Consider the following 26,611-nt stretch of genomic DNA (forward strand, 5'->3'; position numbering starts at 1 on the left):
GCTGAGGTCATGGCTCACGGCGCTGAGCCGAGCCGGAGACTCCCCCGCGGCGCGCACCGCATCGCCCCACCACGACCGAAAGGCGGATTCCCCTTGGAACGAACCAGCTCGTCCCCCAGCCGACGACGCCTCCTCAAAGGCGCCGCCCTGGCCGCCCTCCCTTACGCGTTACTCCCCGACGCGCGGGCCACAGCACAGGCCGAGGCTGTCGACTACCCACCCGCCGAATGGGTTCCGGCGACCACGTCCAACTACACGGCTGCCAACCGGCCGACCAGCCATCGGCTCGACTACGTGATCATCCATGTGACTCAGGAGAACTACTCGGACACTCTGTCCATCTTCCGGAACCCGCAGAAGAAGGTGTCCGCCCATTACCTCGTGCGATCGGCCGACGGGCATGTCGCGCAGTGCGTGAGAGAGCGCGACATCGCCTGGCACGCGGGGAACTGGGACTACAACACCCGCGGCATCGGCATCGAGCACGAGGGTTGGGTGGACAAGCCCGCCTACTTCACCAACGCCCTGTACGAGGAGTCGGCCAAGCTCACCGCCGCGATCTGTGACAGATACGGAATTCCCAAGGACCGCGCACACATCCTCGGCCACTACCAGGTACCGGGCTCCGACCACACCGATCCGGGGCCGAACTGGGACTGGACGCGCTTCATCAGACTCGTCAACTTCGCCTGAGCCAAAGGCCCGTCGGCCGTCCGCCCGGCGGCCCTGCCGAAGGGATGGTCGCAGAGCTTGTCCGGGCTCCCACCCGGCGTGACGATGGTCCCAGCCGCACAGCCTTCCGGGAGGCCGAGTTGACCGATCCATGGGTGGCCCTGGAACCGGGCGCCGATCCCGTCGAGCGGGTTCGGATCCTGCGCCGCGCGCACGAGGCGTTCACCGAGGCGGGCACGGTGCCGCGGCCGGTCCGCTCGGTGGTGGCGGACTCATGGCGGCGGTCGGCGCGGGCCGGTGTCATACCGGACGGCACCGCGAGCGTGGAGCTCATGGACGGTGACCTCGGTTCGTACCGGGCGGAGCATCCACTGGCCCGGGTGATGCCGTTGTTCCGAGAGCTGATGGGGACGTTCGCGGCGGACGGGGAGCACCTCCTGGCAGTGTGCGACGCCCAGGGCAGGCTGCTGTGGGTCGAGGGGCATCCGGCGACCCGACGGCAGGCGGGGCGGATGAACTTCGTGCCGGGTGCGTGCTGGTCGGAGTCCTCGGTCGGTACGAACGCGCCGGGCACGGCGGTCGCGGTGGACCGGCCGGTGCAGGTGTTCGCGGCCGAGCACTTCTTCCGCCGCGTCCAGCCCTGGACGTGCGCGGCGGCGCCCGTACACGATCCGCGCACCGGGCGGGTGCTCGGGGCGGTCGACATCACCGGCGGGGACGGGCTCGCGCATCCGCACAGTCTCGCCTTCGTGCAGGCGGTGGCGCGGGCCGCGGAGTCCCAGTTGGCCTTGCTCACACCGTCGCGGGCCACCACCGACACCACCGACACCACCGAGCTGTCCGCGCTCGGCCGCGACGAGGCCCAACTGGTCGCGTTCGGCCGGAAGGTCAGGCTCAGCCGCAGGCACAGCGAGATCCTGGTGCTGCTGGCACGGCACCCGGAAGGGCTGACGGGCGACGAGTTGCTGTGCGCGCTGTACGAGGACGAGTCGGTCAGCCCGGTGACGCTGCGCGCCGAAGTCAACAGGCTGCGTCGGCTGCTGGGCCCGGGGCTGCTGGAGTCGCGCCCCTACCGGCTCACCGCGCCGGTCGAGTCCGATGTCGCGGTCGTCGAGCGGCGGCTGGACACCGGTGCGGTGGCGGCTGCCGCGTCGGCGTACGCGGGTCCGTTGCTGCCCGGTTCGAGGGCTCCGGCGGTGGTGCGGTTGCGGCGCAGGCTCGCGGACGGGCTGCGCATGGCGCTCATCGCCCGCCGGGATCCGGACCTGTTGGCGGACTGGGCGCACGCGCCGTGGGGCGAGGACGACCTCGACGTGTGGCGGGCGCTGGCCACCGTACGACCGACAGCGGCCGTGCGAGCGCGCCTGAGCGCGTTGGAGTCGGAGCTGTCGGCACCACCCTCGCGCCTGGCACACCCGCCACGGACGCGGCCGGGCCGCCAGGGGGACCCGAGAACCTCCGCAACGTCCTTGCAACGTCGCCGCTTCTAGCCTCGCGGCGAGAGCTGCCCAACGGCGGGCAGCGCTTCCCCAGGAGGCAGACGCTCATGACCCGTTACACGGCGCCCGGTACTGATGGCGCGATCGTCTCCTACCAGGCGCGTTACGACCACTTCATCGGCGGGGAGTACGTTCCGCCGGCGCGTGGGCAGTACTTCGAGAACCCGAGTCCGGTGAACGGGCAGCCGTTCACGGAGATCGCGCGGGGCACCGCCGAGGACGTGGAGCGAGCGCTCGACGCGGCGCACGCGGCCGCGCCTGCGTGGGGGCGCACCTCGGCCGGGGCACGCGGTGACATCCTGCTGAAGATCGCCGACCGGATGGAGGCGAACCTGGAGAAGCTGGCGGTCGCCGAGAGCTGGGAGAACGGCAAGCCGGTGCGTGAGACCCTGGCCGCCGACATCCCGCTCGCCATCGACCACTTCCGCTACTTCGCCGGGGCGATCCGCGCCCAGGAGGGTTCGCTCAGCCAGGTGGACGACGACACCGTGGCGTACCACTTCCTCGAGCCGCTCGGCGTCGTCGCGCAGATCATCCCGTGGAACTTCCCGATCCTGATGGCGGTCTGGAAGCTCGCCCCTGCGCTCGCCGCGGGCAACGCGGTCGTCATCAAGCCCGCCGAGCAGACTCCGGCTTCCATCCACTACTGGATGAGCCTCATCGCGGATCTGCTGCCGCCGGGGGTGGTGAACATCATCAACGGTTTCGGTGAGGAGGCGGGCAAGCCGCTCGCGTCCAGTCCGCGGGTGGCGAAAGTCGCGTTCACCGGCGAGACCGCCACGGGGCGGCTGATCATGCAGTACGCCTCGGAGAACCTCGTGCCGGTCACGCTGGAGCTGGGCGGCAAGTCGCCGAACATCTTCTTCGACGACGTCTGGACCAAGGACGACGACTTCCGCGACAAGGCCCTCGAGGGCTTCACGATGTTCGCGCTCAACCAGGGCGAGGTGTGCACCTGTCCGTCCCGGGCGCTGGTCCAGCGCGGAGCCTACGGGGAGTTCATGGAGGCGGCGGTCACTCGCACCGAACTCATCAAGCCGGGGCACCCGCTCGACACCGACACGATGATCGGCGCGCAGGCCTCCAACGAGCAGATGGAGAAGATCCTCTCCTACCTCGACATCGGCCGGCAGGAGGGCGCCAAGGTTCTCACCGGCGGTGAGCGCATCGAGCACGACGGGGAGCTGAAGGGCGGTTACTACGTCCAGCCGACGATCTTCGAAGGGAACAACCGGCTGCGGATTTTCCAGGAGGAGATCTTCGGCCCGGTCGTCTCGGTGGCGTCGTTCGACGATTTCGACGACGCCATCAAGATCGCCAACGACACGCTCTACGGGCTCGGAGCCGGTGTGTGGACCAGGGACATCAACACCGCCTACCGCGCGGGGCGTTCCATCCAGGCGGGCCGCGTCTGGACGAACTGCTACCACGCCTACCCCGCGCACGCGGCGTTCGGCGGCTACAAGCAGTCCGGCATCGGGCGCGAGAACCACAAGATGATGCTGGACCACTATCAGCAGACCAAGAATCTGCTGGTGTCGTACTCCCCGAAGAAACTGGGCTTCTTCTAGACGCACGAGAAAGGCGCCTGACCTGGACCTTTGCCCGTCAGGCGCCTTCCGCTCGACCTACTCAGAGCGGGGCCCGGTTTACGCTGCAACTCGCATTTACAGCCAGCACGAGATCCCGGCATGCCGGAGTTCGCAGGGCCGCTTGGCCAACCCGGAGGCGAGCTCCGTGCAGGTGAGAACGTATCTCCGTGCCCACGGCCGGCTGCCCGCGGCTTCCGGGGTTGGTGGCGGGCCGGGTGGGAATTACTTGCGGACTCGGCCCCATGGCTTGAAGACCGAGAGCACCGTGGCAAAGCTAAGGAGCGCCAAGGCGGAGGCTCCGAGGAACGAGACGAACCAGATGTCCTGCAACGGTTGCTCGCCCGTGGAGAGTTCGGTGATGGGGCCCAGGAAAGCCAGCATCATCGCGCAGGCGACGACGTTGAGGACCAGCTTCACGGCGACCCACCGGAAGAGTACGAGTCCCCACTTGGTCGCCAACCCCAGCAGGACGCCGGTGATCAGGCAGATCGTCCCTGCTATGAGGGCCGACAGCAGGAGGGGGACGACGAAGAAGTCCGCGAGTGCGCGGTATACGGCGGTGCGGTCGTCGCCCGCGCGTCCCCAGCCGATCGCCACCAGGACGACGGAGATGACATCGATGCCGATCCAGGCTCCCGCCGAGACGACGTGCGTGACCAGGATGCTCTTGCGCGGCCGGGCCGGGATGGTCCAACGGGCCCGGTTGGGCCGTTGCGGTGAGGTGGTTCGGGCTGTGGAGAGCGTGGTCATGGCCGTCCTGGTCTGTGGATCGTCTCGGGTACGGGTCAGCAGCCGGAGCCTGTGACGGGGCCCGCCCTGCACTGCGTGGATGACTTGCGGTGTGAGGCCGTCCGGGCTGTTCCTCCGGTGCATGACCGTGACTTCGGTCTACGCGTGCCACAGTCAGTCGGCCCGGTCGTACATCGGCTCGAAGCCGGCGCCTACCAGGTTGCGCAGGGACGGGTTGTGTTCGCCGGGACCCTCCCTACCGGTCTCCGCGACGATCCATCGGCAGCCCTCGGCTACGGCCGCGCGGAGGCGGGCGGGGAGCAGTGCGGCGTGCAGGTCCTGATCTCGGTCAGCTCGGCGACGTCGGAGGGCACGGTGGTCGTCATGCGTTGCTCCTTGCGTTCGTAGCGGTGCTGGGAGAGACGGTTGCGGACTGTGCGTGGGCGGTGAGGACTTCCCTTTACGCCCGGCGCGACGGCGCGCCGCTCGGCGCGGAGCGCGGGCGCGACGAGGCGAGCCTGACGGCCGGGCATACGCGCCTTTGTGCGCGCCCACGGCCCCCGGACACAGCACCCGGCCACAGCACCCGGCTCCTTCCGCTGCCGGTGATCGGGGGCGCGGCGGCGCTGTGCTGCGCGGCGCACCCGGCGCCGATGGGCCGTTGCCCGCCCGGCGCTGTCGGGCCCGGACGAGGCCGGGGCACGCCTCTCCCAGCGGGGCGGGGTCAGCGGGCGAGGGAGACGGCGAAGGGGGTGAAGCCGTGGCGGCGCAGGACGTGGGGGACGACGAGGATCATGGCTTCTGTCGCGCGGGCGGTGGTGATGTCGCCGAGGTCTTCGATCCAGTCGGTCTGCCAGCCCAGGTCGCCCAGGAGGGCGGTGACGGTCTTCTTGGCCTGCTCGTCATTTCCGGAGAGGTAGGCGGTGGGCGGGATGGTCAGTTCCTCGGGGGCGGTCATGACCGTGAACAGCATGGTGTTGAGGGTCTTGACGACGTGGGTGTCGGGCAGGGCGGCCTGGAGCTGTTCGGCGAGGCTGCCGCCCGGGTGGCACAGGTCCCCGGGCAGGCCGTCGTCGGCGTCGTGGGTGGCGTTGGAGACATCGATGAGGATCTTGCCGGCGAGTTCGGCCCGCAGGGCGGTGAGCCGGTCCAGGGTGGTGTCGCCGGGGGTGGCGTTGATGACGATGTCCGCGGTGCGGGCGGTGGTGGAGTGATCGGCGTAGCGGATCACGGTGCCGTCCGCGGGCGGCGTGCCCCTCTCGTCGCCGTTCTTGCGGCGGCCGAGGGTGACGTGGTGTCCCGCCGCGGTGAGGGTGCGGGCGAGGTTGGTGCCGACGCGGCCGGCGCCCAGGATGCCGATGCTGGTCATAGGGGTCTTCCTTGCGGTCTGGGGTGGGAGGGCCAGGGTGGTTCGGGCCGGGGGGTCAGAGCGAGGCGAGGACGTCGAGCGCGGCGGTGTGGATGTGCGGGGCTGCGGCCAGGAAGTCGCGGCTGGCCGCGTTCCAGGGCTTGCCGTCCAGGTCGGTGACGGTGCCTCCGGCCTCGGTGACCAGCAGGGCGCCGGCGACGAGGCCGGAGCGGACGTCGGAGAACTGCCAGAAGGCGTCCATGCGTCCGGCGGCGACGTGTATGAGCTGCAGCGTGGCCGGGACGGACACGCGCACGACGAGACCGGCGGTGAGCATGGCGGTGACCGACGCGCCGATGCGGCGGAAGGTGTCGGTGCTCTCGCCGGGCCGGGCCTGGCCGGTGCCGATCAACGCGGCGCCCAGGTCGTTCTTCGCCGACACGGTCAGGGTACGGCCGTTGAGGTGGGCGCCGCCGCCGGCGGTGGCGGTGTAGGTGTCGCCGGTCAGCGGGAGGTGGACGACCGTGAGGATCGGCTGGTTGTCGCGCACCAGGGTGGCGGTGACGCCCCAGTCCGGCATGCCGTGTACGTGGTTGATGTTGCCCTCGGCCGGGTCGGCGACCCACCACTCGCCAGGCGGGAGTGCCCCGCCGGCCAGCTCGTCCTCGGCCCACTGCGACCCCGGCCGCGCCCGCAGCAGCGGCTCGCGCATCACGGCGAGGACAGCGTCGTCGTTCGCGTGGATCTCGCCGACGACCTCCTCCAGGCTCACGCCTCGGGCATGGGTCGTGAAGCGCTCCCGCAGGGTGACTCCGGCGTCCTCCACTACAGCGGTCACCGCGGACAGGAGCGTGACGTCGAGGTCGAAAGGCACGGCTGTGGTCATGGCGTACTCCCTGGATCCGGTGGAAGCGGGGGTGTTTTCGGAGGTTGTCCCCGCCCCGCATCTCGAAGGTAGAAGCCACGACCATTAACAACAAGTGCATGGTTTTCACTTATACAGTTACCGCCATGCAACTGGATCTGAATCTGCTCACCGCGCTCGACGCGCTCCTGGAGGAAGGAAGCGTCCAGGGTGCCGCGGCCCGCCTCCACGTCACCTCCCCGGCGATGAGCCGCTCTCTGAGCCGTATCCGCAAAGCAACCGGTGACGAGATCCTGGTCCGCACCGGACGCCACATGACTCCCACCACCCGCGCTCTGGCCATGCGCACTCAGGTCCACGACCTGGTACAGCAGGCCCACCACCTGCTGTCCGCTCAGACAGAACTCGACTTGGCGACTCTGGAGCGGGTGTTCACCGTCCGCTGGCACGACGCCCTCGCCACCACCTGCGGGACAGCCCTGATCGCCGCGGTGCACAGCCAGGCCCCCGGGGTGCAGCTGCGTCTGACCGCCGAGCCCGGCGACGACACCCCCGAGCTGCGCCGCGGCGAGGTCGATCTCGCCTCCAGCGCCGGCCCGCCGTCCCTGCCCGACATCCGCCACCGCCTCATCGGCCGCGACCGGCTCGTCCTCGCGGTCCGCCCAGGCCACTCCCTCACCGAACAGCCCGTGACCGCCGAGAGGTACGCGGCGGCGGATCACCTCACCGTCTCCCGGCGCGGACGCCTCCACGACCGGATCGACGACGCCCTGACCGCACTCGGCCACGAGCGACGCGTCATCGCCTCCGCCCCCACCACGGCTACCGCACTGCAACTCGCCCGCGAAACCGACCTCGTGGTCACCCTCCCCGACGCGGCCACCCGCCCCGCCCGCCACCAGCTCGGCCTGACCACACTGCCGCTGCCGCTCGACCTGCCCGAGGTACCCCTCCACCTGCTCTGGCACCAGCGCCACGACAACGACCCCGCCCACGCCTGGCTGCGCGAAACAGCCACCCGAACCCTCCAGGCCCTGTTCACCCCCTCTCCGGGGGCGTTTTCATAGCTTTGGTTCGGTACGTGACTTTCGACGCAGCCCTACTTCATCCCGCTTCGTTCGCTATGCGAGTTATGCCCGCTGCCGGTCAGCCCAGCCAGTCGCCCGATTCACTCGGACTGGTGGCGTAACCTCACGGTCCGCCAGTTCCGTGATCACGCTGGACCGTGAGTCAGCACAAGCCGTACCCCAGCGGCCTGTCCGACACCCGATGGACCCTGATCGAGCCGGCCCTGACGGCATGACGGAAAGCCCGCCTCGACCGCCGCCCCACCGGCCGGCCGGCGAAAGTCGAACTCCGTGACGCGTGTTCACGGTGCGCAGCTCGGAATCGACGTCGAAGTCGCCCATAGGAACCCCTGAGTTCGAGGGCGGCACGTCGCCTCGATCAACAACCTCGCCAAGCGCATAACGGGCGAGACCACACCAACCTGACGAGGGACCTACTGGGCGCGGCTCCCATGGTGGCCGGCCGGTGCCCCCTCTCCCCACGCAAGCCGGCCGACGGCGCAGAGAACTGTCAGTTTCCGGGCCGTGAGGGGCAGGAGCGGCCGGAAAGCACCCCAGACAACTGGGATGTCCGGGGGCGGGGAACCTCGTACAGAATCGGTCCGCAGGCACCGCTCAGCTGTTCGACAGCGGGACAGTCCGGCAGTTCGACGGTTCGGTATCGCGCCGTCCGAGAGAGCCACCAGTGACCGGAAGGCTCCATTGACCACTACAGCGTTTCGTCGAGCAACGATCCGATTCGCCCACATGAATGCCGGGGAACTCGTCGACCGGTCATTCGTCGCGGCCTCCACGGCGGTGGACCGGGAATGGGCCTGGGGTGGGTCGCGCGGTGCGGAGATCCGGATCTGCGTCATCGACAGCGGAGTCACGCCGGACCATCCCGAGATCGGCCCCCTGGAGGGGTCGTACGCGGTGGAACGCGTCGAGCAGGACGCCGCTGACGACGGCCGGCCGAGCTACCGGATCGTCCCGGACGACGAGGGCGACGCCGCCGGTCACGGCACCGCGTGCGCGGCGATCATCCGGCGGATCGCACCGGACGTGAGCCTGACCAGCGTACGGATCCTGGGGCCGCGGCTCGCGGGCGACGGCAACGCGCTGCTGGCGGCCCTGCGCTGGGCGGTGGCGGAGCGCTTCCATGTCGTCAACCTCAGCCTCTCCTCACGCAAGGGCGACTTCAAGGCCTCGCTGCACGACATCGCGGACGAGGCGTACTTCAACCGGGTGGCGATCGTGGCCTCGGCGCACAACAGCCCGGTCCAAAGCTATCCCTGGATCTTTCCCTCGGTGATTTCCGTCGGGTCGCACGAGATCGCCGACCCGGAGCGCATCGAGGTCAGTCCGCAGCCTCCGGTCGAATTCTTCGCGGCCGGTGTCGGAATCGAGGTCCCCTGGGTGGGCGGCGGCCGTTCGTTCCTGTCGGGGAACAGTTTCGCGACCCCGCATGTCACCGGATTCGTGGCCCGCATCCTCGGAAAGCATCCGCATCTTCCGGTGAGCGAGGTCAAGCACGTTCTCGCCTCCCTCGCGGACAACTTCACCAACGCGTCCGACCCGGCCCGCGCCCTCGCCCCTGTCATCGCTTCCGCCGCACCGGGCCCGCCCGACGTGTCCGCCCCGCCCGACGTATCCGCCGTACCCGTCTCATCCGCCACATCCGCCCCGTCTGCCGAAGGAGCCGGCCATGACGAACCCGGCACATGACGCCCCCCTCAGCGGCCGTCCGTTGTCCCGGCGCGACGAGGTGTTGCGCTCGACCGTACGGCTGGCCCGACTGATCTTCAGCGCTCCCGCCTCCTCGGTCTTCCTGCACGACGCGGCGGGCGAGGCACTCGTCCTGGAGGCGATCTCCGACCCCCTGGAGGACAGCCTGGTGGGCTGGACCATCCCCGACTACAGCGGCATAGCCGGGTGGGTCTTCCAGAGCGGGGAGGCGGTGATCGCCGACGACCTCGACAACCACGCGCAGTTCAACCGGGACTTCGCTGCCTCCACCGGCCGGATTCCGAAGGCCATCATCGCCGCGCCATTGGACACCGGCGGGTCTGTCTTCGGCGTTCTGGAGGTGCTCGACCCGGTGCTGGGCACGCGCAGCACGACCTCCGGCCTGGAGCTGGTCTCGGAGCTGGCGCGCCAGTGCGCGGCGGCCCTGGCGCTGGCGGGCCCGCTGCCCGGCCCCGCCGGACGGCACGCGGCGGCCGCCGAACGGCTGACCACTCTGGTGGCCGACCTGGCCAGCACCGACGACCCGAACGCCGCGCGGACGCTCGCCTCGCTCGAGGAGATCGCCAGCGCCCTGTCATCGAGAAGGGGGTGAACCCATGCATCTGCTGGAAATCGGCGCCATTCGCAACAAGCCCGCCGCCGGCCTCTATCTGGCCCTGACCCGCCGTTGCCCGCTGTCGTGCGCCCACTGCTCCACCGACTCCTCCAGCACCAGCGAACAGCATCCCGAGACGCCGTTCCGCCGGCTCGTGGAGTCCTTCGACCGCGAGACCCGCCCGGACCTGCTGCTGATGTCCGGCGGTGAGGCGCTGCTGCGGGCCGCGCTCGTCGCCGACCTGGCGCGCACCGCCCGGTCCGTGGGCTCCCGTTCGTACGTGCTGTCGGGCATGTGGTTCGCCCGGGAGAACCGGCGGCTGCCGGCCCCGGTGGCCGCGGCGATCCGCGAGGTGGACCACTTCGCGGCCAGCCTCGACGAGTTCCACGAACGCGAGGTGGGCCGGGCCGACGTCTTCCGGGCGATGCACCGCATACGCCGGCTGGTGCCGCAGGTCAGCTTCCAGCTCACCGGGCGCGGGGACGACGATCCCTATCTGCAGGGTCTGATCGACGATGTGCGCCGTGAGTTCGACGACCAGGTGCCCATCCTGGTGGGCACCTTGAGTCCGATCGGCCGCGGTCGCCAGCTCGGCGGGCTGACCGCCACGCCCTCCTCCGGTGTCCCTGTCGCGCCCGTCGACCCGTGCGACCGGATCACCTGGCCTCTGGTCACCTACGACGGCACCGTGTACGCCTGCTGCAACCAGGACCTGGTGGAGCGGCGCATGCCGGAGCACCTGATCCTCGGCCACGCGTCCCGCCAGTCGTGGCCCGAGCTGCGCGAGGAGTTCCTGCGCCGGGAGCTGTACCGGGCGCTGCGCGTGCTCGGACCCAGCTTTGTGGCGAGCCGGTTCTCGGACGGACCGTGCGACAAGGGCATGTGCGGCAACTGCGTCGCGCTGTCCGGCGACGCCACGGCCGAGCGGCGGGTGACGGAGTACCTGCGCACCGACTCCGGGCGGCAGGTGGAGGCCGCGGCCCGCCGCCTGGTCGAGCAGGTGGACGGGACCGCCTTCTCGGACCGCCGCTCCGGCCGCTACGGGGGCCTGGTGTCCCTGGGATGGGAGGCGGACAGTGAACAGCCGTCCTACGCCCGCTGACACCGGGCCGGCGAACAGCCGTCCCCCGCGCGCGGACACCGGGGCAGTGGACAGCCGCCCCACGCCCGCAGACACCGGGCCGGTGAACAGCCGTCCTACGCCCGCTGACCCCGAGGCAGTGCGCGACCGCCCCACGCTGGCTGACACCGAGGCGATGCGCCGCCGTCGCGGTGAGTCGGTCCTGCTGTACATCACCGACCAGTGCCCGGTCGGCTGCGCCCACTGCTCGGTGGACGCCCGCGCGGACGGCGGCAGGGTCGCCGACTGGGAGGCGTTCCACGACGTCGTCGCCGGCATCGTCGCGCTGCCCGGCCTGCGCTCGGTGGCGGTCTCCGGCGGCGAGCCCTTCGCCGAGCAGCGGGCGCTGCCTTACGCGATCGGGGCGTTCGCCGACGCCGGTCTCGACACCATCGTCTTCACCAGCGGGTACTGGGCGCGCGAGAACGGCTCCGCGCCCGGCTGGGTGCGGCGGCTGCTGCCGCGGATCTCCACGCTCTTCCTGAGCACGGACGGCTTCCACCAGGGCGGCGTGTCGAACCACCGTTTCATCGGCGCGCTGCGCGCGGCCCACCGGGCGGGCTGCCGCATCGTCGTCCAGGAACTGGACACCGGCGACGGCGCGCGGGTGGCCGAGGGGCTGCTCCTCGAGGCGCTCGGCCCGCGGTGGGCCGACGAGGCCGAGACCAAGTTGATCACCCCCCTGCGGTACGGGCGGGGCTCGGGGGTCTTCGCCCTCCAGAGCCGGCACGAGGTGGGGTCACTGGCGGCGTGCACCCTGCTCGGCTCGCCCACGGTCCGCTACGACGGGGTGGTGATCCCCTGCTGCAACGAGGGGCTGATCACCGGACACGGGCCGTCCGCGCTGCGTGCCCCGACCCGGCGGCCCGAGGGCGTGGCGCGGGCGCTCACCGGGTTCCGGAACGACCCGCTGCTGAGGGTGGTGGGGCACCTCGGCCCGGGCGCGGCGGCCGACCTGCCCGGCTTCGAGGCCCTGCGTGAGGAACGTTTCGAGAACGTCTGCGGCGGCTGCTGGAAGGCGTACGACATAGCGGGCCGCCCGGGGCGGGCCGCGGACTCCATGACAGCTCTGGGTGTGGCCCTGAGGGAAGGCGGATGACGGTGGAGGAGCAGACGAGGTCGCGGGCGCTGCGCCACAAGATCGGGCTGCTGATGCCGGCGGTGGACGCCGCGTCCCGGCAGATGTGGACCCATCCGCACAGCGACCAGGTGTACCTGGAGTGGCTCAAGGCGCTGCACGGGACGATCCGGGCCACGGTGCCGCTGATGCTGGCGGCCGTCGAGCAGTGCACGGCCCGTCAGGGCGACCCGGTGGCCGATCTGGTGGGCCGCTACCTGGCCAAGCACGTCCGTGAGGAGTACGGGCACGACCAGTGGGTGGCCGACGACTACGTGGTGGCCGGGGGTGATCCCGAGGCGCTGCGCACGACGCTGCCGGGGGCGGCCATCGCCTCGCTCGTCGGCTCGCAGTACTACTGGCTGCGCCATGTGCATCCGGTGGCGCTCGTGGGGCACATCGCGGTGCTGGAGGGCAACCCGCCCAGTCCCGGGCTGGCCGGTGACCTGGCGGCCCGGACCGGGCTGCCGGACGAGTCGTTCCGCACCATCGCCCGGCACGCCCAGCTGGACGTGCAGCACCGCGACGACGTGCACCGGCTGATCGACCGGCTGCCGCTCGACCCGGCGCAGGAGGAGCTGCTCGGTGTGAGCGCGCTGCACTCCCTGAGGGGGCTGATCGAGGTGATGGAGGACGTCCTCGGCCGGGTCCACCGGCGCTCCCCGGTGGCCCTGGCCGGATGAGCCGCGCGCGGGTTCCGGGCCCGCTGGCGGGCCGCGACTTCCGGCTGCTTTACACCAGCACGGTGGTCTCCGGTCTGGGCGACTGGCTGGACCAGGTGGCGCTGCTGGTGCTGGTCACCACGGTCTGGCACGGCGGCGCGGGCGACCTGGCGCTGGTGGTGGCCGCGAGCATGCTGCCGCTGCTGGCGACCCCGTTCCTGGCGGTGCTGGTGGACCGTCGGCAGTCGCGCCGGGTGCTGATCCTCACCGACCTCGTGCAGGCAGGGCTCACCCTGGGCCTGGTGGTCGCGCCCGGGGTGTACTGGGCGGCCGGACTTGTGCTGGTCCGTTCGGCGCTGGGCTCGGTCGGCGGGCTCGCGGGGCAGATCCAGCTACGGGTCTCGGTGCCGCCCGGCGGTGTCCAGGCCGCCACGGTGCTGCTCCAGACCGCGATGCAGTCGGTCAAGATCCTCGGGCCCGCGCTCGGTGGTCTGCTGATCGTCCTCATGTCACCCCGGGCCGTGTTCGCGGCCAACGCGTGCACGTTTCTCGTCGGGGTGATCGCCGCCGGTGCCCTGCGCACCACGTCGTCGCCTTCCCGGAATACAGATCTGCACTATTTCAAAGAGCTGAGAGAAGGATTCCAGCACGTTTTCGGATCACGCCTTCTGCGTTCCCTGCTATTCGTCATGTGCAGTCTGATGTTCGTCGTCTTCCTTTACGATTCGATGGCCGCTCTGATCGTGCCGGCACTCGGAATGGGCACGTCCTACATCGGCTACATGGTGTCCGCCGTCGGATTGGGCGGGGTCGTGGGTTCGCTGCTCATGGGCCGTTTCGCGGCGCGACTGCGACCTTTCCTCACCATGGCGGGGTCGGTCCTGGCAATCGGCTGCATCATCGTCGTCATCGGATTCGCCATTATTCAAGAGATACGTATTGACTCCACCATATGGCTGTGTGTTATTTTCCTTCTGGGAATCGCAAGCGCCGGAATTCTTGTCACTTTCCCCAGTGTCGTACATTCCGAGACGCCGGTCGAACTGACCGGCCGGGTATGGGCGCTCATGAATTCCGTGCCGGCCGTACTGAATGTGCTGGCCCCCGCGCTGGCGGCGGCCCTGGTCGTGTGGATCGGGCTCGGAAGCCTGCTGCTGGTGGCGGGTGCCGCCCTGCTGCTCACCGCTGTCGTGGTCGCCGTCCGGCTCGGCGGCGTACCGCACACCGATCCGTCGTCCGGCGCGGACGACGGTGCCGGCCGGGCCGAGGAGCCGACGCCCGGCCCGGCCCCTCTGAACTCCGGTGCGCCGCACCGGGAAACCAGAGCCCCGTGCGTGAAACGCGCGGGCTCGTCAACCGAGGAGATCACCATGGCAGACAAGATCGACAAGCTGGCCGAGGCCGGATTCTCGCTGACCGACGCCAACGACGCCCAGCAGGCCGTGCTCAAGTCCCTCACCGAGGACGAGGTCAACGTCCTGCTGAGTGTCAAGTCCCGGGTCGAGGCCGCGGGTTCGGACGTGGAGGGCCACTCGGTCTCCGACCCCAGCGGCGGCTACCTCTGGTAGTGCCGACCCTCGTCAGGGGATCGGCCCCGGGCCGGGTCACCCACCCGGACCGGTGACGTCCGGGCCGTAGCACAGACCGGGTGGTTCACGACGGGGCAAGCGTCGTGAACCACCCGGTTGCCGCGCAGTGAACGGGGAGGACAGCATGAACCAGCCCACCGGTCCCATCGTAACCAGCGCGAGCCTGTGCACCGGATGCGGTGTCGACAACCCGTCGGCTGCCCGCTTCTGCATGGCCTGCGGGGCCGCGATCGGCCCAACGTCCGTTCCCACCAGCGGACTTCGCTTCGTCTCCGTCATCTTCTGCGACGTGGTCGGCTCCACCACCCTGGCCACCTCCCTCGAACCCGACCGTTGGGCGGCCGTCCTGGACGGCTACTTCGCCCTGGTCGGCTCGCTGGTGGAGAGTCACGGCGGGAAGGTGGAGAAGTTCATCGGCGACGCGGTCGTCGCCGTGTTCGGCGTCGAGAGGCACGGCGAGTCGGCCGCCGCCACCGCCGTCTCCGCCGCCACCGCCATCGCGCACCGCACCGGCGAGTACGCGCGGGGCCTGGGCGAGCTCCTGCTGGGCGACTTCCCGGTGCGCTGCGCGGTCGCCTCCGGCCATGTCGCGGTAAGCGGGCGGACGTCGAGCTTCGTCATCGGCTCGGTGCTCAACCGGGCCGCCCGGCTCCAGCAGTACGCCCCCGACGACGGGGTGATCGTGGACCTGTCCACCCGGCTCCAACTGCAGGACCACTTCCCCCTGCGGGCGATCGAACCGGTCACGGCCAAGGGCTTCGCCCAGCCCGTCCCGGCCTGGATCGTCGGTCCGGCCGGCGCCCCGGCCCCCGGGACGGGCACCGTCGGACGGACCGGCCTGGTCGGCGAGCTGGCCGCCCGTATCGGCGCGGCCGCCACTGCCACCGGCCCGACCCTGATCCTGATCGGGGGCCCCTCCGGGGTGGGCAAGTCCCGGCTGGTCGCCGAGGCGCTCGACCACTGCACCGGCCTGGCCACAGCCGTCCTGCGCTGCCCGCCCGCCGGGACCGGACTCGGCCTGCTGGCCTGCTGTCTGTTCCTGGAGGAGATCGAGAACGCCGCACGGCAGGGCCACGACAGGGTGGACGTGACGGTGCAGCTGACCGGCGCCTCCACCCGCGCCGAGCAGGCACCGGCCCAGGACCGCCGCGAGCTGGGCCGCGCGCTCACCGCGGCACTGGACCGTCTGCGGGGCCCGCGGCCCCTGCTTCTGGTGGTCGAGCACAGCGAGTGGACCCCCGGGGCACTGGCCGACCTGCTCGACGAGCTGACCGCCGCACCGGGGCGGCCGGTCGTGGTGCTGCTGGTAGGGGTCTCCGCCCCCGAAGCGCTGGCCGACCGGGGTGACCACCGGCTCACCGTGCCACCGCTCGGGCGGCCCGACGCGCGGCGGCTGGCCCACCGGCTGCTCACAGCGCAGCACGACATGTCCGCCGCCGACCACTCCCGGTCCCAGCCCACCGCCCCCGGCCATTCCCGGTCCACCGCCGCCGGCCATTCCCGGTCCCAGTCCACCGACACCGGGGCCCCTGGGCACGATCCGGCTCCTCCCGGCCCCCTCGCCCCCGGCTCCGCCGCCGAGGAGATCGCCCTGCGGGCCGGCGGCATCCCCCGGTACATCGAACAGATGGTCGTCCTGCGGGGCTTCGCCCAGCCCGGCGACGACTGGGCGCCACCCAGCGCGCACGCCGCGCTCGGCGCCCGGCTGGACCGGCTGGACACCGACTCACGGGAACTCCTGGTGCTGCTCGCCGCCGCCGGCCGGGACCTGTCCCTGGAGGACCTGAGCGCCCTGATGGCCCCCGACAGGGTCGTCGTGGCCGCGGCCGACCTCCTCGAAGCAGGGCTGGTGGAGTCCGCCGACGCCCACAAGGGCCGCCTGGTCCCCGCCTTCCCGGTGGTGGCCGAGGTGGCACTGCGGCGGCTGACACTCTCCGAGACCGCCGATGTGCACGCCAGACTCGCGCGCTCCCTGGAACCGGTGGCCGAACGGCGCCCCGCCGTCGCCGAGTTGCTGGCCGGGCACTGGGAGGCGGCGCACACGGCGTTGCGCGGGGTGGAGCCCGGCTCCGACCGGACGGCCCGGGCCGCGGAGTCCGCCGTTACCGCGTTCGGCGTCGCCGCCCGCTTCGCCCTCTCCCGTGGGCGACCCGAACTGGTGCTGACGCACACCGGACGCGCCCGCGCACTGGCGGAGGCGGACCGCGCGCAGGGCCACGACCTGGACGTCCTGGACGCGTACGCCCTCGGCAGCCAGGGAATGCCGCAGGCCGCCCTCGAACGCGTCGAGCGCGTGCTGTCGGACCCGGGCCGGGCCGCCCCGGCCGCCCGGATCCACGCCCGCCTCAACTCGCTGTACTCCCGCACCTATCTGACCGGCGACGTGCCCGCCGTACCGGACGATCCGCACTACCTCGCCGCGGTCGCCTCCCCGGCGCCCGAGGCCCGGGTCGGGGCGCACCTGTACGCCGGGCTCCAGTCGCTGCGGGCGGGCGACCATCCCGCCGCCGAGCGGGCGCTGCGCTCCGCGCTGCGGTCGGCCGACGGTGCCGGGACCTGTCTGGGCCTGACCGAGGTCTACGCCAACCTGGCGATGGCCCTGGTCAACGGCGACACCCCGGTCCCCGCCGCACTCGCCGACTGCGAGCGGCTGCACCAGGAGGTCGCCGGTTCCCGGCTGCTGGGCTCGGCCACCGGCGTCGCGCTGGCGCTGGTACGCCACATGTCCGGCGACCGGGCGGCGGCCGACTCCGCGATGGACGAGGCCGAGGGTGGGCTGCGCGATCTGGGGCAGGGCACCGGGGCAGCGACCATCGCGGGCTGGCGTGCCGTGCTGGCGGCCCGGTCCGGCGACTGGGGTGCCGCGGCCGACTGGTGGACCGCCCAGGGCGACCGCTGCGCCGCCCTCGGCATGGTCCGCCAGGCGTCGCTGTCCGGCCTCCAGGCCGAGCTGGCCCGGGAGGCGTCCGGGGAAGAGCGGTCCGGCGGCGCGCGGGGCGGGTCGGCGCTCGACGAGGTGGCCGTTCCGCCTTCCGAGGCCTGGGCGGAGTACACCGTCGCCCTGCAGGCACGCGCCGTACGGGCGTTGTGGGCCGACGACCCGGAGCTGGCCGCGACACACCTGGACGCCGTGGTCCGTCATCTGGGCACGGTGCGCGGCAGCGGCGCGGTGATCACACCGCTGCTCTGCAGCGCCGTCCTCGCCCGGCGTACCGGCCTCCCGGTGGCCGGGCGGGCGCTGACCGCGCTGCGGCGGGCGATCGAAGCCAAACAGGACCTGGGCGTGCGCGCCCCGCAGGCCTAGGGGGCTTCTGATGGATCCCCCACGGCGTCGCGACGGCCGGCACTCCGGCCGGGGGGACCCGCACTCGCCGCACCGGGCGCGGACCGAAGTACGTCCAGTACACGGGCCCTCCGCCCGGCACTCACCAGCCTCCGGCCGGGGGACCCCCAGAGCGCGAACCGGCCGCGGTCGTCGCCCGCCGCGCGGCGGGCGCTCCCTCGCCCACGGAGATCCACCGGAAACCCCCAGCGGTACGCACCGCCCCACCGCACGCCCCGTCCCCCGCGAGCGAACTCCGAGAAAGCAGCCGCCCGTGCGCGTCCTCCTGCTCTACGCCAACCCCCACCAGGTCCTGCCGGTCGGCCCGTACGGCCTGGAGATCCTGCGGGCCGCGGTCGCCGAAAGCGGACTGCCGGTCGAGGTGTTCGTGTGCAACCCGTTCCTCGAATCGCTGGATCACACCGGCCTGTTGACCGAGGTGCTCGACCGGACCCGGCCCGACCTCGTCGCCCTGTCGATCCGCAACATCGACAACGCCGTGGTCGCCTGCGACACGGCGCCCGGCGCGGACGGGCGGTGGATCGACGTGGTGGACTACCTGGCGCCGATCGCCGAGCTGACCCGGACGCTGCGCGCCTGGGACCCCGGACTGCCGGTGGTGGCGGGCGGCGCGGCGTTCACCTCCTGCCCGGTGGAGGTGATGGACCGGCTCGGCCTGGACCTCGGCCTCGCCGGTCCCGGTGAGGCGGCGTTCACCACCCTGCTGGCGCGCGTGGTCGCCGACGGCGGCGCCCGGGGCGTGCGGCAGGTGGTCGCCGAGACGCTGTCCACGCTCCCCGGCGGGCTGGTGCGCACCGCCGACGGAGTCCTGGGACCCGGCCCGCGGCCGCGCCCCGACGTGGTGTCCCGGCCCACCACCGCGCTGCCGCGGATCGCACCGGAGTACGTGCTGTTCGCCAAGGCCCGGGGCATTCCCACCGCGCTGCGCAGCCACGCGGGCTGTCCGCTGCGCTGCTCGTACTGCGTCGATCCGCTGAACGTCGGCAGGGTGGACGCGCGCCCCGCCCACGCCGTCGCCGCCGAGGCGGAGCACTACGTCGAGCGGTACGGGCTGACCCACTTCCACCTGGCCGCCCCGGAGGTCAACCTGCCCTACGAAGGGGCGCTGACCGAGGTGTGCGAGGCGCTGGCCGGAAGCCGCCACGGCGAACTGATCAGCTGGCACGGCTACTTCAACGTCAGGCCGTTCTCCGAGCGGCTGATGGACGCCCTGATCCGGTCCCGCTGCGTGCGTCCGAGTTTCTCGGTGGACGCCTTCGACGACCGGATGCTGCGCGGGCACCGCAAGAACTACCGGATGTCCGACGTCGAGGACACCTTCGGTCTGCTGCTGCGCCGCCGGCCGGAGTGGATGGAGGTGCAGATCGGGGTGCTGTTCGGCCAGCCAGGCGAGACGGCCGGCACCCTGGAGACCGCGATCCGCCACATCCGCCGGCTGGCCGAGCGGGGCGTGTCGGTGGGCTACTCCTGCGGGCTGCGGGTCTACCCGCACACCCCGCTGGCCCGCACACCCCTCGACCCCCGGCACCTGTACCGGGCGGACGGGCCGCTCTCCACGACCGGCGGCGCCGAACCCCGCACCGTCCCCGCAGCCGACCTGCTGACACCACTGGTGTACTGCGAGCCGATGCCGCCCCGAGAGCTGGCGGCCCACCTCGCCGACCGCCTGTCCGACTGCCCCGGAGTGACCTTCATCGACGAGGGGCCGGTGAAGGAGGCCCGGCAGCCGGACTGGCTGCGCCCCCTCAACGTGGCCACCGTGCACCTCGCGCACGGACGTTCGGGGCCCGCGGCCGAGATGCTGCGGCTGGTGCTGGACTCGGGCGACACCCGAGCGGCGGCCATGACGCGGCGGCTGCTCCAGGAGGCGACCGCACGGCCACCCGTTCCGGTGGGCACCGGAGGCCTCCAGACCGCCACCGCCTGACCGAGCACGCCTGCACACCCCGGCCCCCTCCCCTGCCGTACCGCCTTCCCCACCCAAGGAGGACACCATGGAACTCACCTGGAGCACGGATGACTTCGCCGTCTTCGACGACTTCCTCGCCCCCGGGGCCGCGGCCTCGCTGTGGGAGCAACTGCGCACCGAGGACTACCACTTCGTGCACGGCCGCCGGGACGGCTCGTGGAACAAGGTCTACGGGCTGCTGGACGGCAGTCCCCTCAGCGGGCCCGGCACGCTGAACGACCCGGAAGGCCACTTCACGGGACGCTTCGCCGACCACGCTCTGCACCCGTCCGGCGGGGCGACCGACGCCGTGGTGAAGCAACTGACCGAGGAGGCAACCCGCATCGAGCCGTGGACCGGGCGTTTCGGAACGGACTGGCACGCCTTCACCTGCCGCCCTTTCCTCTACCCGCAGGGTTCCGGACTGGCGTGGCACGACGACTCCGGCGACCGGGCCGCCTCGTTCGTGCTGTACGCGCACCCCGAGTGGCAGGCGTCCTGGGGCGCCGAGCTGCTCGTCTCCGGCGGAACGCCCGGGACGCGGCCGGCCGACCAGAACGCCCACCTCACCTCGCGGGTCGGACACTACGTCGCCCCGCGCCCCAACCGGCTGGTCGTCCTGCGGTCGGGCGTACCGCACATGATCAAGAAGGTGGAACCGCACGCCGGGGACCAGGTGCGGGGCTCCGTCGCGGGTTTCTTCCTGCGCCGGCCCGCCGAGCGGCCGCACTGACCGGGGCCGCCCCGGCACGCGTCCGCCGCCGGGACGGGCCGTCCCGCAATGGACGGTCGTCCCTCAGGCCCGTCCCTCAGGCGCGGTCTTCGCCGGGTTCCGCCGCGGGCAGGTTCTCCCCCACGCCCCGGGCGCGCCGGGCGGCCGCCTCACGGACGGCGATCACGTCGATGAGGTCGCTGACGGTGCCGAGCGCCTCGGAGGAGAGCCCCACCGCGCGCAGTGCCACACTGCGCACACCGGCATCCCGCAGGGCGCCCAGGAGTTCGATCTCCGCGGCGATCTTCGCACCGTGCTCGTCGTCGAAGAAGTAGGCGACCGGGACCTCGAAGTAGTCGGCCAGGGCCTCCAGATGGCGCTTGGTCGGGTTGTTCCTGCGCCCGGTGCGCAACTGCCAGAGGTACGTGGTCGAGAAGGACACCCCGGTGGCCTCCCGGCACGCGGCGGCGACCTCCTCGTTGCTGAACGGCAGGCCGTCGGGCCTGCGGGCGAGCCGGAGGAGTCCGTCGATCTTCCGGCTCAGTGACGACGGCGTGGGTTCCGTTTCGGCCACCGCCTACCCCCTTCTGTCGCCGCCCTCAAGTACGCCTACCCGCACAGGTGAAAGCAAGTCCGTTGATTTTCACTGTAGTTGACACCCCCGAAGTCGGCAGCCATGCTGAGGTGGTCAACGGATATGAAATCTGCGAAACGGCCGTTCATCTCAGCTGAACCGCCTGGCTGCCCCCGCCCGCCTGGGTCCACCTCCCGGAGCCGTCCTTGACGATCCCCGTGCCCTCACCTGTGAAGAACGCCCGTCCGTCCACTCCGCGCCCGCCCACCGCGTTCCCCGCCGACATGGTCGGACGGGACGGCGAGATCGCCGCGCTGTCGGCGCTGCTGTCGGATCCGTCGACCCCCGGAGTGCTGCTGACCGGTGTCCCCGGTGCGGGCAAGACGCGGCTCGCGGCCGAGACGGCCGCCGCGTACAGCGCGTCGACCGGCGCCACCGCGTTGCGCGTGGAGGCCGCGGCCGAGCGGTACGCGGACAGCGCGCTCGACCTCCTCGCCGCCCTCACCGCCGGCCGGGACGCGGGAGGGGCCCGGCCGCTCCTGCTCGTCGACGACCTCGACCACTCGGACCACCACCGGCTGCTGCGGGCCTGCGCGGTCGCGTCCGTCGTGGTCCTCGGCACGGCCCGCCAGCCCCCCGCGGCCCACGGTCTCGCCCCCTTCCCGGTGGACCCGCTGCCCGTGCCGCTCGACTGCTCGGCGCTGGATCTCGGCGCACTGGCGCGCGTTCCCTCGGTGCAGCTGTACCTCGCCTGCCTGCGCACGATCAACCCCGCGTTCTCCCTCCAACTGCACAACCAGCAGGTCATCGCCCGGACCTGCGTCGAGGTGGGCGGCAACCCCGGCGCGCTCTGCCGCACCGCGCGGGTCGCCGCGCTGGAGAGCCCCGAGGTGGCGTGGGCCTCGCTGGGCGGCGGGACCGTCCCGCACCCGGTCCACGCCGAGGACGGCGCCCTCTCCGCGACGTCGGGTGGTGATCCCTGGGCCGCCGGCGCGGCGCCGGTCCGGCTGCTGGCGCACTGCCAGGTATTCAGCGGCGGTTTCGGCCCGGAGGCACTGCGCCACATCACGGCCCTCGCGCCGGAGCAGTTCTCCTCGGCGCTGGAGACCCTGCTGCGCGGCCACCTGCTCACCGCCTCCACCCTGCCGTCCGGCCGCCTGGACGGCACGGCCCGGTTCCGGCTGCGGCTGCCGCCGGACGGAGCCGCGCGCCGCCTCCCGCCACCCGAGGACACCGCGGCCCGGCTGGCGCACGCCCGCTACTACGCGGACCTGGCCCGGGCCGCCGCCGACCGGATCATCTCGGGGCACCAGCGCTCGGGCCTGATCGCCTTCTGGAGCGAGGAACGCAACCTCCGTACGGCACTTGAGACGCTGCTCCGCCACGGGCGAACCGGCGAGGCGCTCGACCTCGTCGACGGCATCCGTGTCTACTGGCGGGCCACGGGCGGCTGGAGCACCTGGGCCGAAGGGCTCACCCTCCCCGACCCGTCGTGGACCACGGCCGGCCACCGCGACCGGATCCGCACCGACCTGCTGCTCGCCGAGGCGGGCATCCTGGCGGGCCAGCCCGAGGCTGCCACGGACCTGCTGGACCGGATCACGCCGGATGCCGCCCAGGCCGCGGGGCTGTCCGCGCGGGTGACGCGGCTGCGGGCCCTGTGCGTCCTGGCCGCCGACCCCGGTCGCGGCACCGCCCTGCTCGTCGGGGCGGCCGACCGGCATCGGTCCGACGGTGACCGCCACGAGGCCCGCTACGTGTCACTGGAGGCCGCACTCGCGGGATTCCGCCTCGGCGACACGGCGGCCGCGGCGACCACCGCGCTGGAGGTGCTGGCCGCGGCCCAGCAGGGGCGCGACACGCTCGTCGCCGGTGCCGCCCTGCTCCACCTGGCCGTCTTCGCCGCCGCGGAGGGGCGCGCGCAGGCCACGGTCCACTATTGCGAGCGGGCTCTGTCGGCCCTGCGCGCCCTGGGTCCGACGGCCGTCCTGGGCGCCATCGCCACCACGCTGGGCAGTCCCGCCCTGCCCGACGTGGTCGACCGCGCCACGGGCACCGCCCGTGGCCTGGGCGCCTTCCACACCTGGCGCGGCGCGTTCCCGGAGGACGCGGGCACGCCCGACTTCGCCATGGCCCGGCTGGAGGAGCCGGTGCGGGAGCTGCTGGGCGAGGCCGCCTTCGCCCGCGCCCTGGTCGAGGGCTCCAGGGCATCGCTCCCGGATCTCCTGGCCACCCTCGTCCCGGCACCCGCCCCTCCCGCCGCCACACCCGCGGACCCATTACCCCCGGACACCCGCATCCGGATCGGGCCGCTGACGCCGCGACAGACCGAGGTCTCGCGCCTGGTGGCGGCCGGTCTGAGCAACCGGCAGATCGCCCACCGGCTGGCGATCTCGGAGTGGACCGTGGTCAACCACATCCGGGACACGATGAAGAAGCTGGGCTGTTCCTCCCGAGTGGAGATAGCGGGCTGGATGCACCACTCCGCCCCTCGCCCGTCACCGGAACCGCCCCTGTTCCGCCGCTCGGCCCTTCCTCCGTCCGCCACCGCCCTGTCCGGGCCGACGCTCATCCCGTCCTAGGGCCTGCCGGTCGCGCATGTGCTCCACCAGCCCGGCCACGGTGAACGCCTCGGCCACCTGGACCAGCCACGCCGCCTCCTCCTCGACCGAGCAGTCGGCCGGGTAGGCGAGCGCGACGTCCTGGTCGCCCGGGCCGTCGGGACCGCCGGGATTGCCGGGCTCACCGGGCTCACCGGGGCCGATCCTTGCGGACTCCAGTGCGGCGGCGATGACGGCGGCCTCGGCCATCGCCGCGCGGCCCGCGGGCGGCACGGGGAACCGGTCCAGCGCGGCGGCCGACAGCGCGCGGGCGTCGGGGGGAACGAAGGAGCGGAGTTCCAGGTAACCGTCCCGGATCTCGATCACCCGGCGGTAGAGGGCGAACTCGGAGCGCCGCAGGGAGAACAGACGCACCGACGGCCAGCCAAGGTCCAGGGCCGTCCCGGGGGAGACGGCCCGCAACGCCGACCACAGCGGCTCCAGCGCACGGTAGGTCCGGTAGGCCCGTAGCCGCCGCCCGGCCGCGGTGGTGACGGAGAGCCAGCCCGCGGCGGTGCCACCCAGGACGCCCAGCACCAGACAGCACAGACCGAGCACCCGGCCCACCGGGTCCAGCCCGGCGCCCTGCCGGTGGTCCACGGCCATGGAGACGATCGACGCCACACCCCAAAGTGCCCAGACGAGGCCCACCGTGACACTGGCCGTGATCAGCCGCAGGCCCGTGCGCAGCGCGCCCGGACGCAGCCCCCGGGCGAACCGGTGCACCGGGACCAGGAACACGGCCAGGCACCACAAGCTGTAGCCGGTGAAGACCGCGTCGCAGGAGGCGAGGAGCAGGGCTCCGGTCCCCTCCGCGAGAAGCGAACCGTCCCGGGTGCGTACGCCGGAGGAGAGGAACAGCACCGCGCACAGCGCGGTGGCCGCGAGGGTGACGGCGATGTGCAGCCGTGCGGTCAGCAGGCGGGGCCGGCTGAGACCGATTTCGATGACGGCCAGCGGGAGGAAGGCGAGGGCGGTCATCTCCATCTCGCGGCCCAGGAGGTGGGTCAGCCGCGGGAACCACGGCCACAGCCACTCCAGGTACATCGTCGGAGCGGCCAGCAGGGCCATCGCCGCGGCCATGCAGAATCCGAAGCGGCACAGGCAGCGCACCGCGAAGGGCGAGGCGCTTCCGGTGCGCAGCAGACGCAGTTCGTAGCAGCCCAGCCACAGCGCGGCGACGGCCGGGAGGTACGCGAGCAGGTCAGACACGTGGCCGCGAGGGGCGGCGGGAGGGTGCCCCGACGAGGGTTCCGGCCCGTCCGTTGTCCCGTCCCGGCATGGGCCCCTGCCTCAGCACGCGATGCAGGATGAGAGAGGCGAGCAGTTCCGCCTCCTGCTCGGCGGGCTCGGCGTACACGGTGCGGCCCAGGACCCGGCGCACCAGGTCGGGGGAGAGTCCGGGCAGCAGCGCGCGTACGCCCGGCGCCTCGGGGGCGGGCGACCGGTCGTGCCCGCAGAGCAGGTGGGCCGCCTCGTGCACGAGGATGTGCTGCCGGTGCAGTGCGCTGGTCCCTGGGGTGCAAAGGATGTAGTCGGCGTGGTCGGTCGTCACCAGCAGGCCGCACGGGACCCCCGCGTCCACCGCGACCGGCAGGACCTCGATCGGGCGGCCACGCCGTTCGGCAAGGAGGGCCAGGAAGGCCTCGGCGTCGAAGGGGTCAGGCAGTTCGAGCCCCTCGGAGAGGGTGCGAACCCTCCGCCACAGCAGGCGTCTGTGGGACCGATCGGTGAGCATCTGGGACCCCTCCCACCGGAACGGCGCCGCCGCTCCGCGTCTGCTGCCGTCGAGCGGCCCGGGGGCCCTCCCCCGGGCCGCTCCGACATCCGCTATGAAGGATCACCTCGTCGATCAAAGCATCGTTTTTGATTGTATGGGCATCCAGTCGTGCGCCGACAGAGCGCATATCGCGCTCCCGTTGTGCGCCTCCCGCCCCCCGGACGACACCGCGTGCGACCCCCGAGATCCAGCCGACGGACATGCTCCGCGCGGCAAGGGGAAGAGGCTGACGCGCACTCAGGCAGGGCTGCGGGGGCGGCCGCTCCGGCTCGGCCCGCTTCGCCGCCGCCGGTGGTGCCCGGCGGCGGCTGAGCGACCGTCAGTGTCTGTCGTATCTCCGAGTTCGGCGCGTCAGTACGGTCCGCACCGGGTCAGGCGGTGCGACCGGCCTTGAGAGCGGCGGCGATCTCGACGGTACGGCGGGCCTGATGGCGTGCCGCCCCCAGCGCGGTCTCACCGGGCGCACCGGTACCGGCCACGTGGGAGGTGCCGTAGGGATTGCCCTGCTGCGCCTTGACCGGGTCGGTGTAGCCGGGGGGCACGATGATGCCGCCCCAGTGGTAGAACGTGTTGGCCAGCGCCAGGATGGTGGATTCCTGGCCACCGTGCTCGGTGCTGGAGGAGGTGAAGGCCGAGTACACCTTGCCCGCGAGCTTGCCCTGGAACCACAGAGGACCGGTGGTTTCCACGAACGCCCGCAGTTGGCTTGCCGGGTTGCCGAAGCGGGTGGGAGTACCGAGCAGCACCACGTCGGCCCACTCCACGTCATCGAGGGTCGCCTGGGCGACATCGGCCGTGTCCCGTACGTGCTGAGCCCATTCCTCCCTGGTGTTGATCACTTCCTGCGGCACGGTTTCCGCCACCTTGCGCAGACGCACCTGCGCGCCGGCCTTCTCCGCCCCCTCAACGGCCGCCTGTGCCAAGGCATGCACGGTGCCTGTCGCGCTGTAGTAGATGATCGAGACGTTCACGGATTCCGACATCGGACCTCTTCCTCGAGTACGTGGATCATGTGGATCACCTGGATAGTGTTTTGTTCATGAGGTACGACGACGCAGCCCTACGGAATGT

The 26,611-nt window shown here is 72.0% G+C and carries 21 protein-coding genes and 2 pseudogenes; 16 read left to right on the plus strand and 7 right to left on the minus strand.

The window, feature by feature from the left end; genetic code table 11:
* The first annotated feature begins 93 nt into the window (after window positions 1–93).
* The 3 genes from ACIBLC_RS09380 (at window position 94) to adh (ending at window position 3,742) form a co-directional block, all read left to right on the plus strand.
* A complete protein-coding gene (locus ACIBLC_RS09380) occupies window positions 94–693 on the plus strand; it encodes an N-acetylmuramoyl-L-alanine amidase (RefSeq protein ID WP_399210153.1) in 600 nt (199 codons plus the stop codon).
* 119 nt (window positions 694–812) lie between these two features.
* Window positions 813–2,162: a GAF domain-containing protein gene (locus tag ACIBLC_RS09385; RefSeq protein ID WP_399210154.1), complete on the plus strand. Its 1,350-nt coding sequence runs from the start codon at window positions 813–815 to the stop codon at window positions 2,160–2,162.
* A 56-nt stretch (window positions 2,163–2,218) separates the two neighbouring features.
* A complete protein-coding gene (gene adh, locus ACIBLC_RS09390) occupies window positions 2,219–3,742 on the plus strand; it encodes an aldehyde dehydrogenase (RefSeq protein ID WP_399210155.1) in 1,524 nt (507 codons plus the stop codon).
* 243 nt (window positions 3,743–3,985) lie between these two features.
* On the opposite strand, the gene ACIBLC_RS09395 is transcribed toward adh, so the two are convergent.
* From ACIBLC_RS09395 to ACIBLC_RS09405, 3 genes are all read right to left on the minus strand, one after another.
* A complete protein-coding gene (locus tag ACIBLC_RS09395; RefSeq protein WP_399210156.1) occupies window positions 3,986–4,513 on the minus strand; it encodes a hypothetical protein in 528 nt (175 codons plus the stop codon).
* A 703-nt stretch (window positions 4,514–5,216) separates the two neighbouring features.
* Complete coding sequence (locus tag ACIBLC_RS09400) at window positions 5,217–5,861, minus strand: NADPH-dependent F420 reductase (RefSeq protein ID WP_399210157.1); 645 nt, start codon at window positions 5,859–5,861, stop codon at window positions 5,217–5,219.
* Between the two features lie 55 nt (window positions 5,862–5,916).
* On the minus strand, window positions 5,917–6,726 hold the full coding sequence (locus ACIBLC_RS09405; protein ID WP_399210158.1) for an inositol monophosphatase family protein: 810 nt from the start codon (window positions 6,724–6,726) through the stop codon (window positions 5,917–5,919).
* A 125-nt stretch (window positions 6,727–6,851) separates the two neighbouring features.
* On the opposite strand from ACIBLC_RS09405, the gene ACIBLC_RS09410 reads away from it, so the two are divergent.
* The 12 genes and pseudogenes from ACIBLC_RS09410 to ACIBLC_RS09465 all read left to right on the plus strand — a co-directional run bounded on the left by ACIBLC_RS09410 (window position 6,852) and on the right by ACIBLC_RS09465 (window position 20,607).
* Window positions 6,852–7,772: a LysR family transcriptional regulator gene (locus ACIBLC_RS09410; RefSeq protein ID WP_399210159.1), complete on the plus strand. Its 921-nt coding sequence runs from the start codon at window positions 6,852–6,854 to the stop codon at window positions 7,770–7,772.
* A gap of 158 nt (window positions 7,773–7,930) precedes the next feature.
* Window positions 7,931–8,098, plus strand: a pseudogene (locus tag ACIBLC_RS09415) (IS5/IS1182 family transposase); the annotation flags it as partial.
* Window positions 8,076–8,198, plus strand: a pseudogene (locus tag ACIBLC_RS09420) (IS5/IS1182 family transposase); the annotation flags it as partial. The pseudogenes ACIBLC_RS09415 and ACIBLC_RS09420, both read left to right, overlap by 23 nt.
* 321 nt (window positions 8,199–8,519) lie before the next feature.
* Window positions 8,520–9,479, plus strand: coding sequence for a S8 family serine peptidase (locus ACIBLC_RS09425; RefSeq protein WP_399210160.1), 960 nt, complete (start codon window positions 8,520–8,522; stop codon window positions 9,477–9,479).
* Window positions 9,460–10,092 (plus strand): GAF domain-containing protein, encoded by a 633-nt coding sequence (locus ACIBLC_RS09430; protein WP_399210161.1) that lies wholly within the window; start codon window positions 9,460–9,462, stop codon window positions 10,090–10,092. The genes ACIBLC_RS09425 and ACIBLC_RS09430 overlap by 20 nt, the downstream gene beginning before the upstream one ends.
* A 4-nt stretch (window positions 10,093–10,096) precedes the next feature.
* Entirely contained in the window at window positions 10,097–11,197 is a 1,101-nt protein-coding gene (locus tag ACIBLC_RS09435) for a radical SAM protein (protein ID WP_399210162.1), read from the plus strand.
* 82 nt (window positions 11,198–11,279) lie between these two features.
* Entirely contained in the window at window positions 11,280–12,314 is a 1,035-nt protein-coding gene (locus ACIBLC_RS09440; protein ID WP_399210163.1) for a hypothetical protein, read from the plus strand.
* Window positions 12,311–13,015, plus strand: a complete 705-nt coding sequence (locus ACIBLC_RS09445) for an iron-containing redox enzyme family protein (RefSeq protein WP_399210164.1) — start codon at window positions 12,311–12,313, stop codon at window positions 13,013–13,015. Before ACIBLC_RS09440 ends, ACIBLC_RS09445 begins: the two co-directional genes overlap by 4 nt.
* Window positions 13,012–14,562 carry an MFS transporter gene (locus tag ACIBLC_RS09450; RefSeq protein WP_399210165.1) on the plus strand — a complete coding sequence of 517 codons (1,551 nt, stop codon included), beginning with the start codon at window positions 13,012–13,014 and terminating at the stop codon, window positions 14,560–14,562. The genes ACIBLC_RS09445 and ACIBLC_RS09450 overlap by 4 nt, the downstream gene beginning before the upstream one ends.
* Before the next feature lie 145 nt (window positions 14,563–14,707).
* Window positions 14,708–17,887, plus strand: coding sequence for an AAA family ATPase (locus ACIBLC_RS09455; protein ID WP_399210166.1), 3,180 nt, complete (start codon window positions 14,708–14,710; stop codon window positions 17,885–17,887).
* Window positions 17,888–18,179: 292 nt separating this feature from the next.
* Window positions 18,180–19,853 carry a B12-binding domain-containing radical SAM protein gene (locus ACIBLC_RS09460; RefSeq protein ID WP_399210167.1) on the plus strand — a complete coding sequence of 558 codons (1,674 nt, stop codon included), beginning with the start codon at window positions 18,180–18,182 and terminating at the stop codon, window positions 19,851–19,853.
* A 67-nt stretch (window positions 19,854–19,920) separates the two neighbouring features.
* Window positions 19,921–20,607: a 2OG-Fe(II) oxygenase gene (locus tag ACIBLC_RS09465; protein WP_399210168.1), complete on the plus strand. Its 687-nt coding sequence runs from the start codon at window positions 19,921–19,923 to the stop codon at window positions 20,605–20,607.
* A 76-nt stretch (window positions 20,608–20,683) separates the two neighbouring features.
* Here ACIBLC_RS09465 and ACIBLC_RS09470 read toward each other — a convergent pair whose 3' ends face one another.
* A complete protein-coding gene (locus ACIBLC_RS09470) occupies window positions 20,684–21,160 on the minus strand; it encodes a helix-turn-helix domain-containing protein (RefSeq protein WP_399210169.1) in 477 nt (158 codons plus the stop codon).
* A 206-nt stretch (window positions 21,161–21,366) separates the two neighbouring features.
* On the opposite strand from ACIBLC_RS09470, the gene ACIBLC_RS09475 reads away from it, so the two are divergent.
* Window positions 21,367–23,742 (plus strand): LuxR C-terminal-related transcriptional regulator, encoded by a 2,376-nt coding sequence (locus ACIBLC_RS09475; RefSeq protein ID WP_399210170.1) that lies wholly within the window; start codon window positions 21,367–21,369, stop codon window positions 23,740–23,742.
* Here ACIBLC_RS09475 and ACIBLC_RS09480 read toward each other — a convergent pair.
* From ACIBLC_RS09480 to wrbA, 3 genes are all read right to left on the minus strand, one after another.
* Window positions 23,659–24,972 carry an MAB_1171c family putative transporter gene (locus tag ACIBLC_RS09480; protein ID WP_399210171.1) on the minus strand — a complete coding sequence of 438 codons (1,314 nt, stop codon included), beginning with the start codon at window positions 24,970–24,972 and terminating at the stop codon, window positions 23,659–23,661. The two genes, ACIBLC_RS09475 and ACIBLC_RS09480, sit on opposite strands and share 84 nt — an antisense overlap.
* Complete coding sequence (locus tag ACIBLC_RS09485) at window positions 24,965–25,498, minus strand: ParH-like protein (protein WP_399210172.1); 534 nt, start codon at window positions 25,496–25,498, stop codon at window positions 24,965–24,967. The genes ACIBLC_RS09480 and ACIBLC_RS09485 overlap by 8 nt, the downstream gene beginning before the upstream one ends.
* A 413-nt stretch (window positions 25,499–25,911) precedes the next feature.
* Window positions 25,912–26,523 carry an NAD(P)H:quinone oxidoreductase gene (gene wrbA / locus ACIBLC_RS09490; protein WP_399210173.1) on the minus strand — a complete coding sequence of 204 codons (612 nt, stop codon included), beginning with the start codon at window positions 26,521–26,523 and terminating at the stop codon, window positions 25,912–25,914.
* Window positions 26,524–26,611: the final 88 nt, after the last annotated feature.

Source organism: Streptomyces sp. NPDC050535 (assembly GCF_044457665.1).
Classification (GTDB): Bacteria; Actinomycetota; Actinomycetes; order Streptomycetales; family Streptomycetaceae; genus Streptomyces.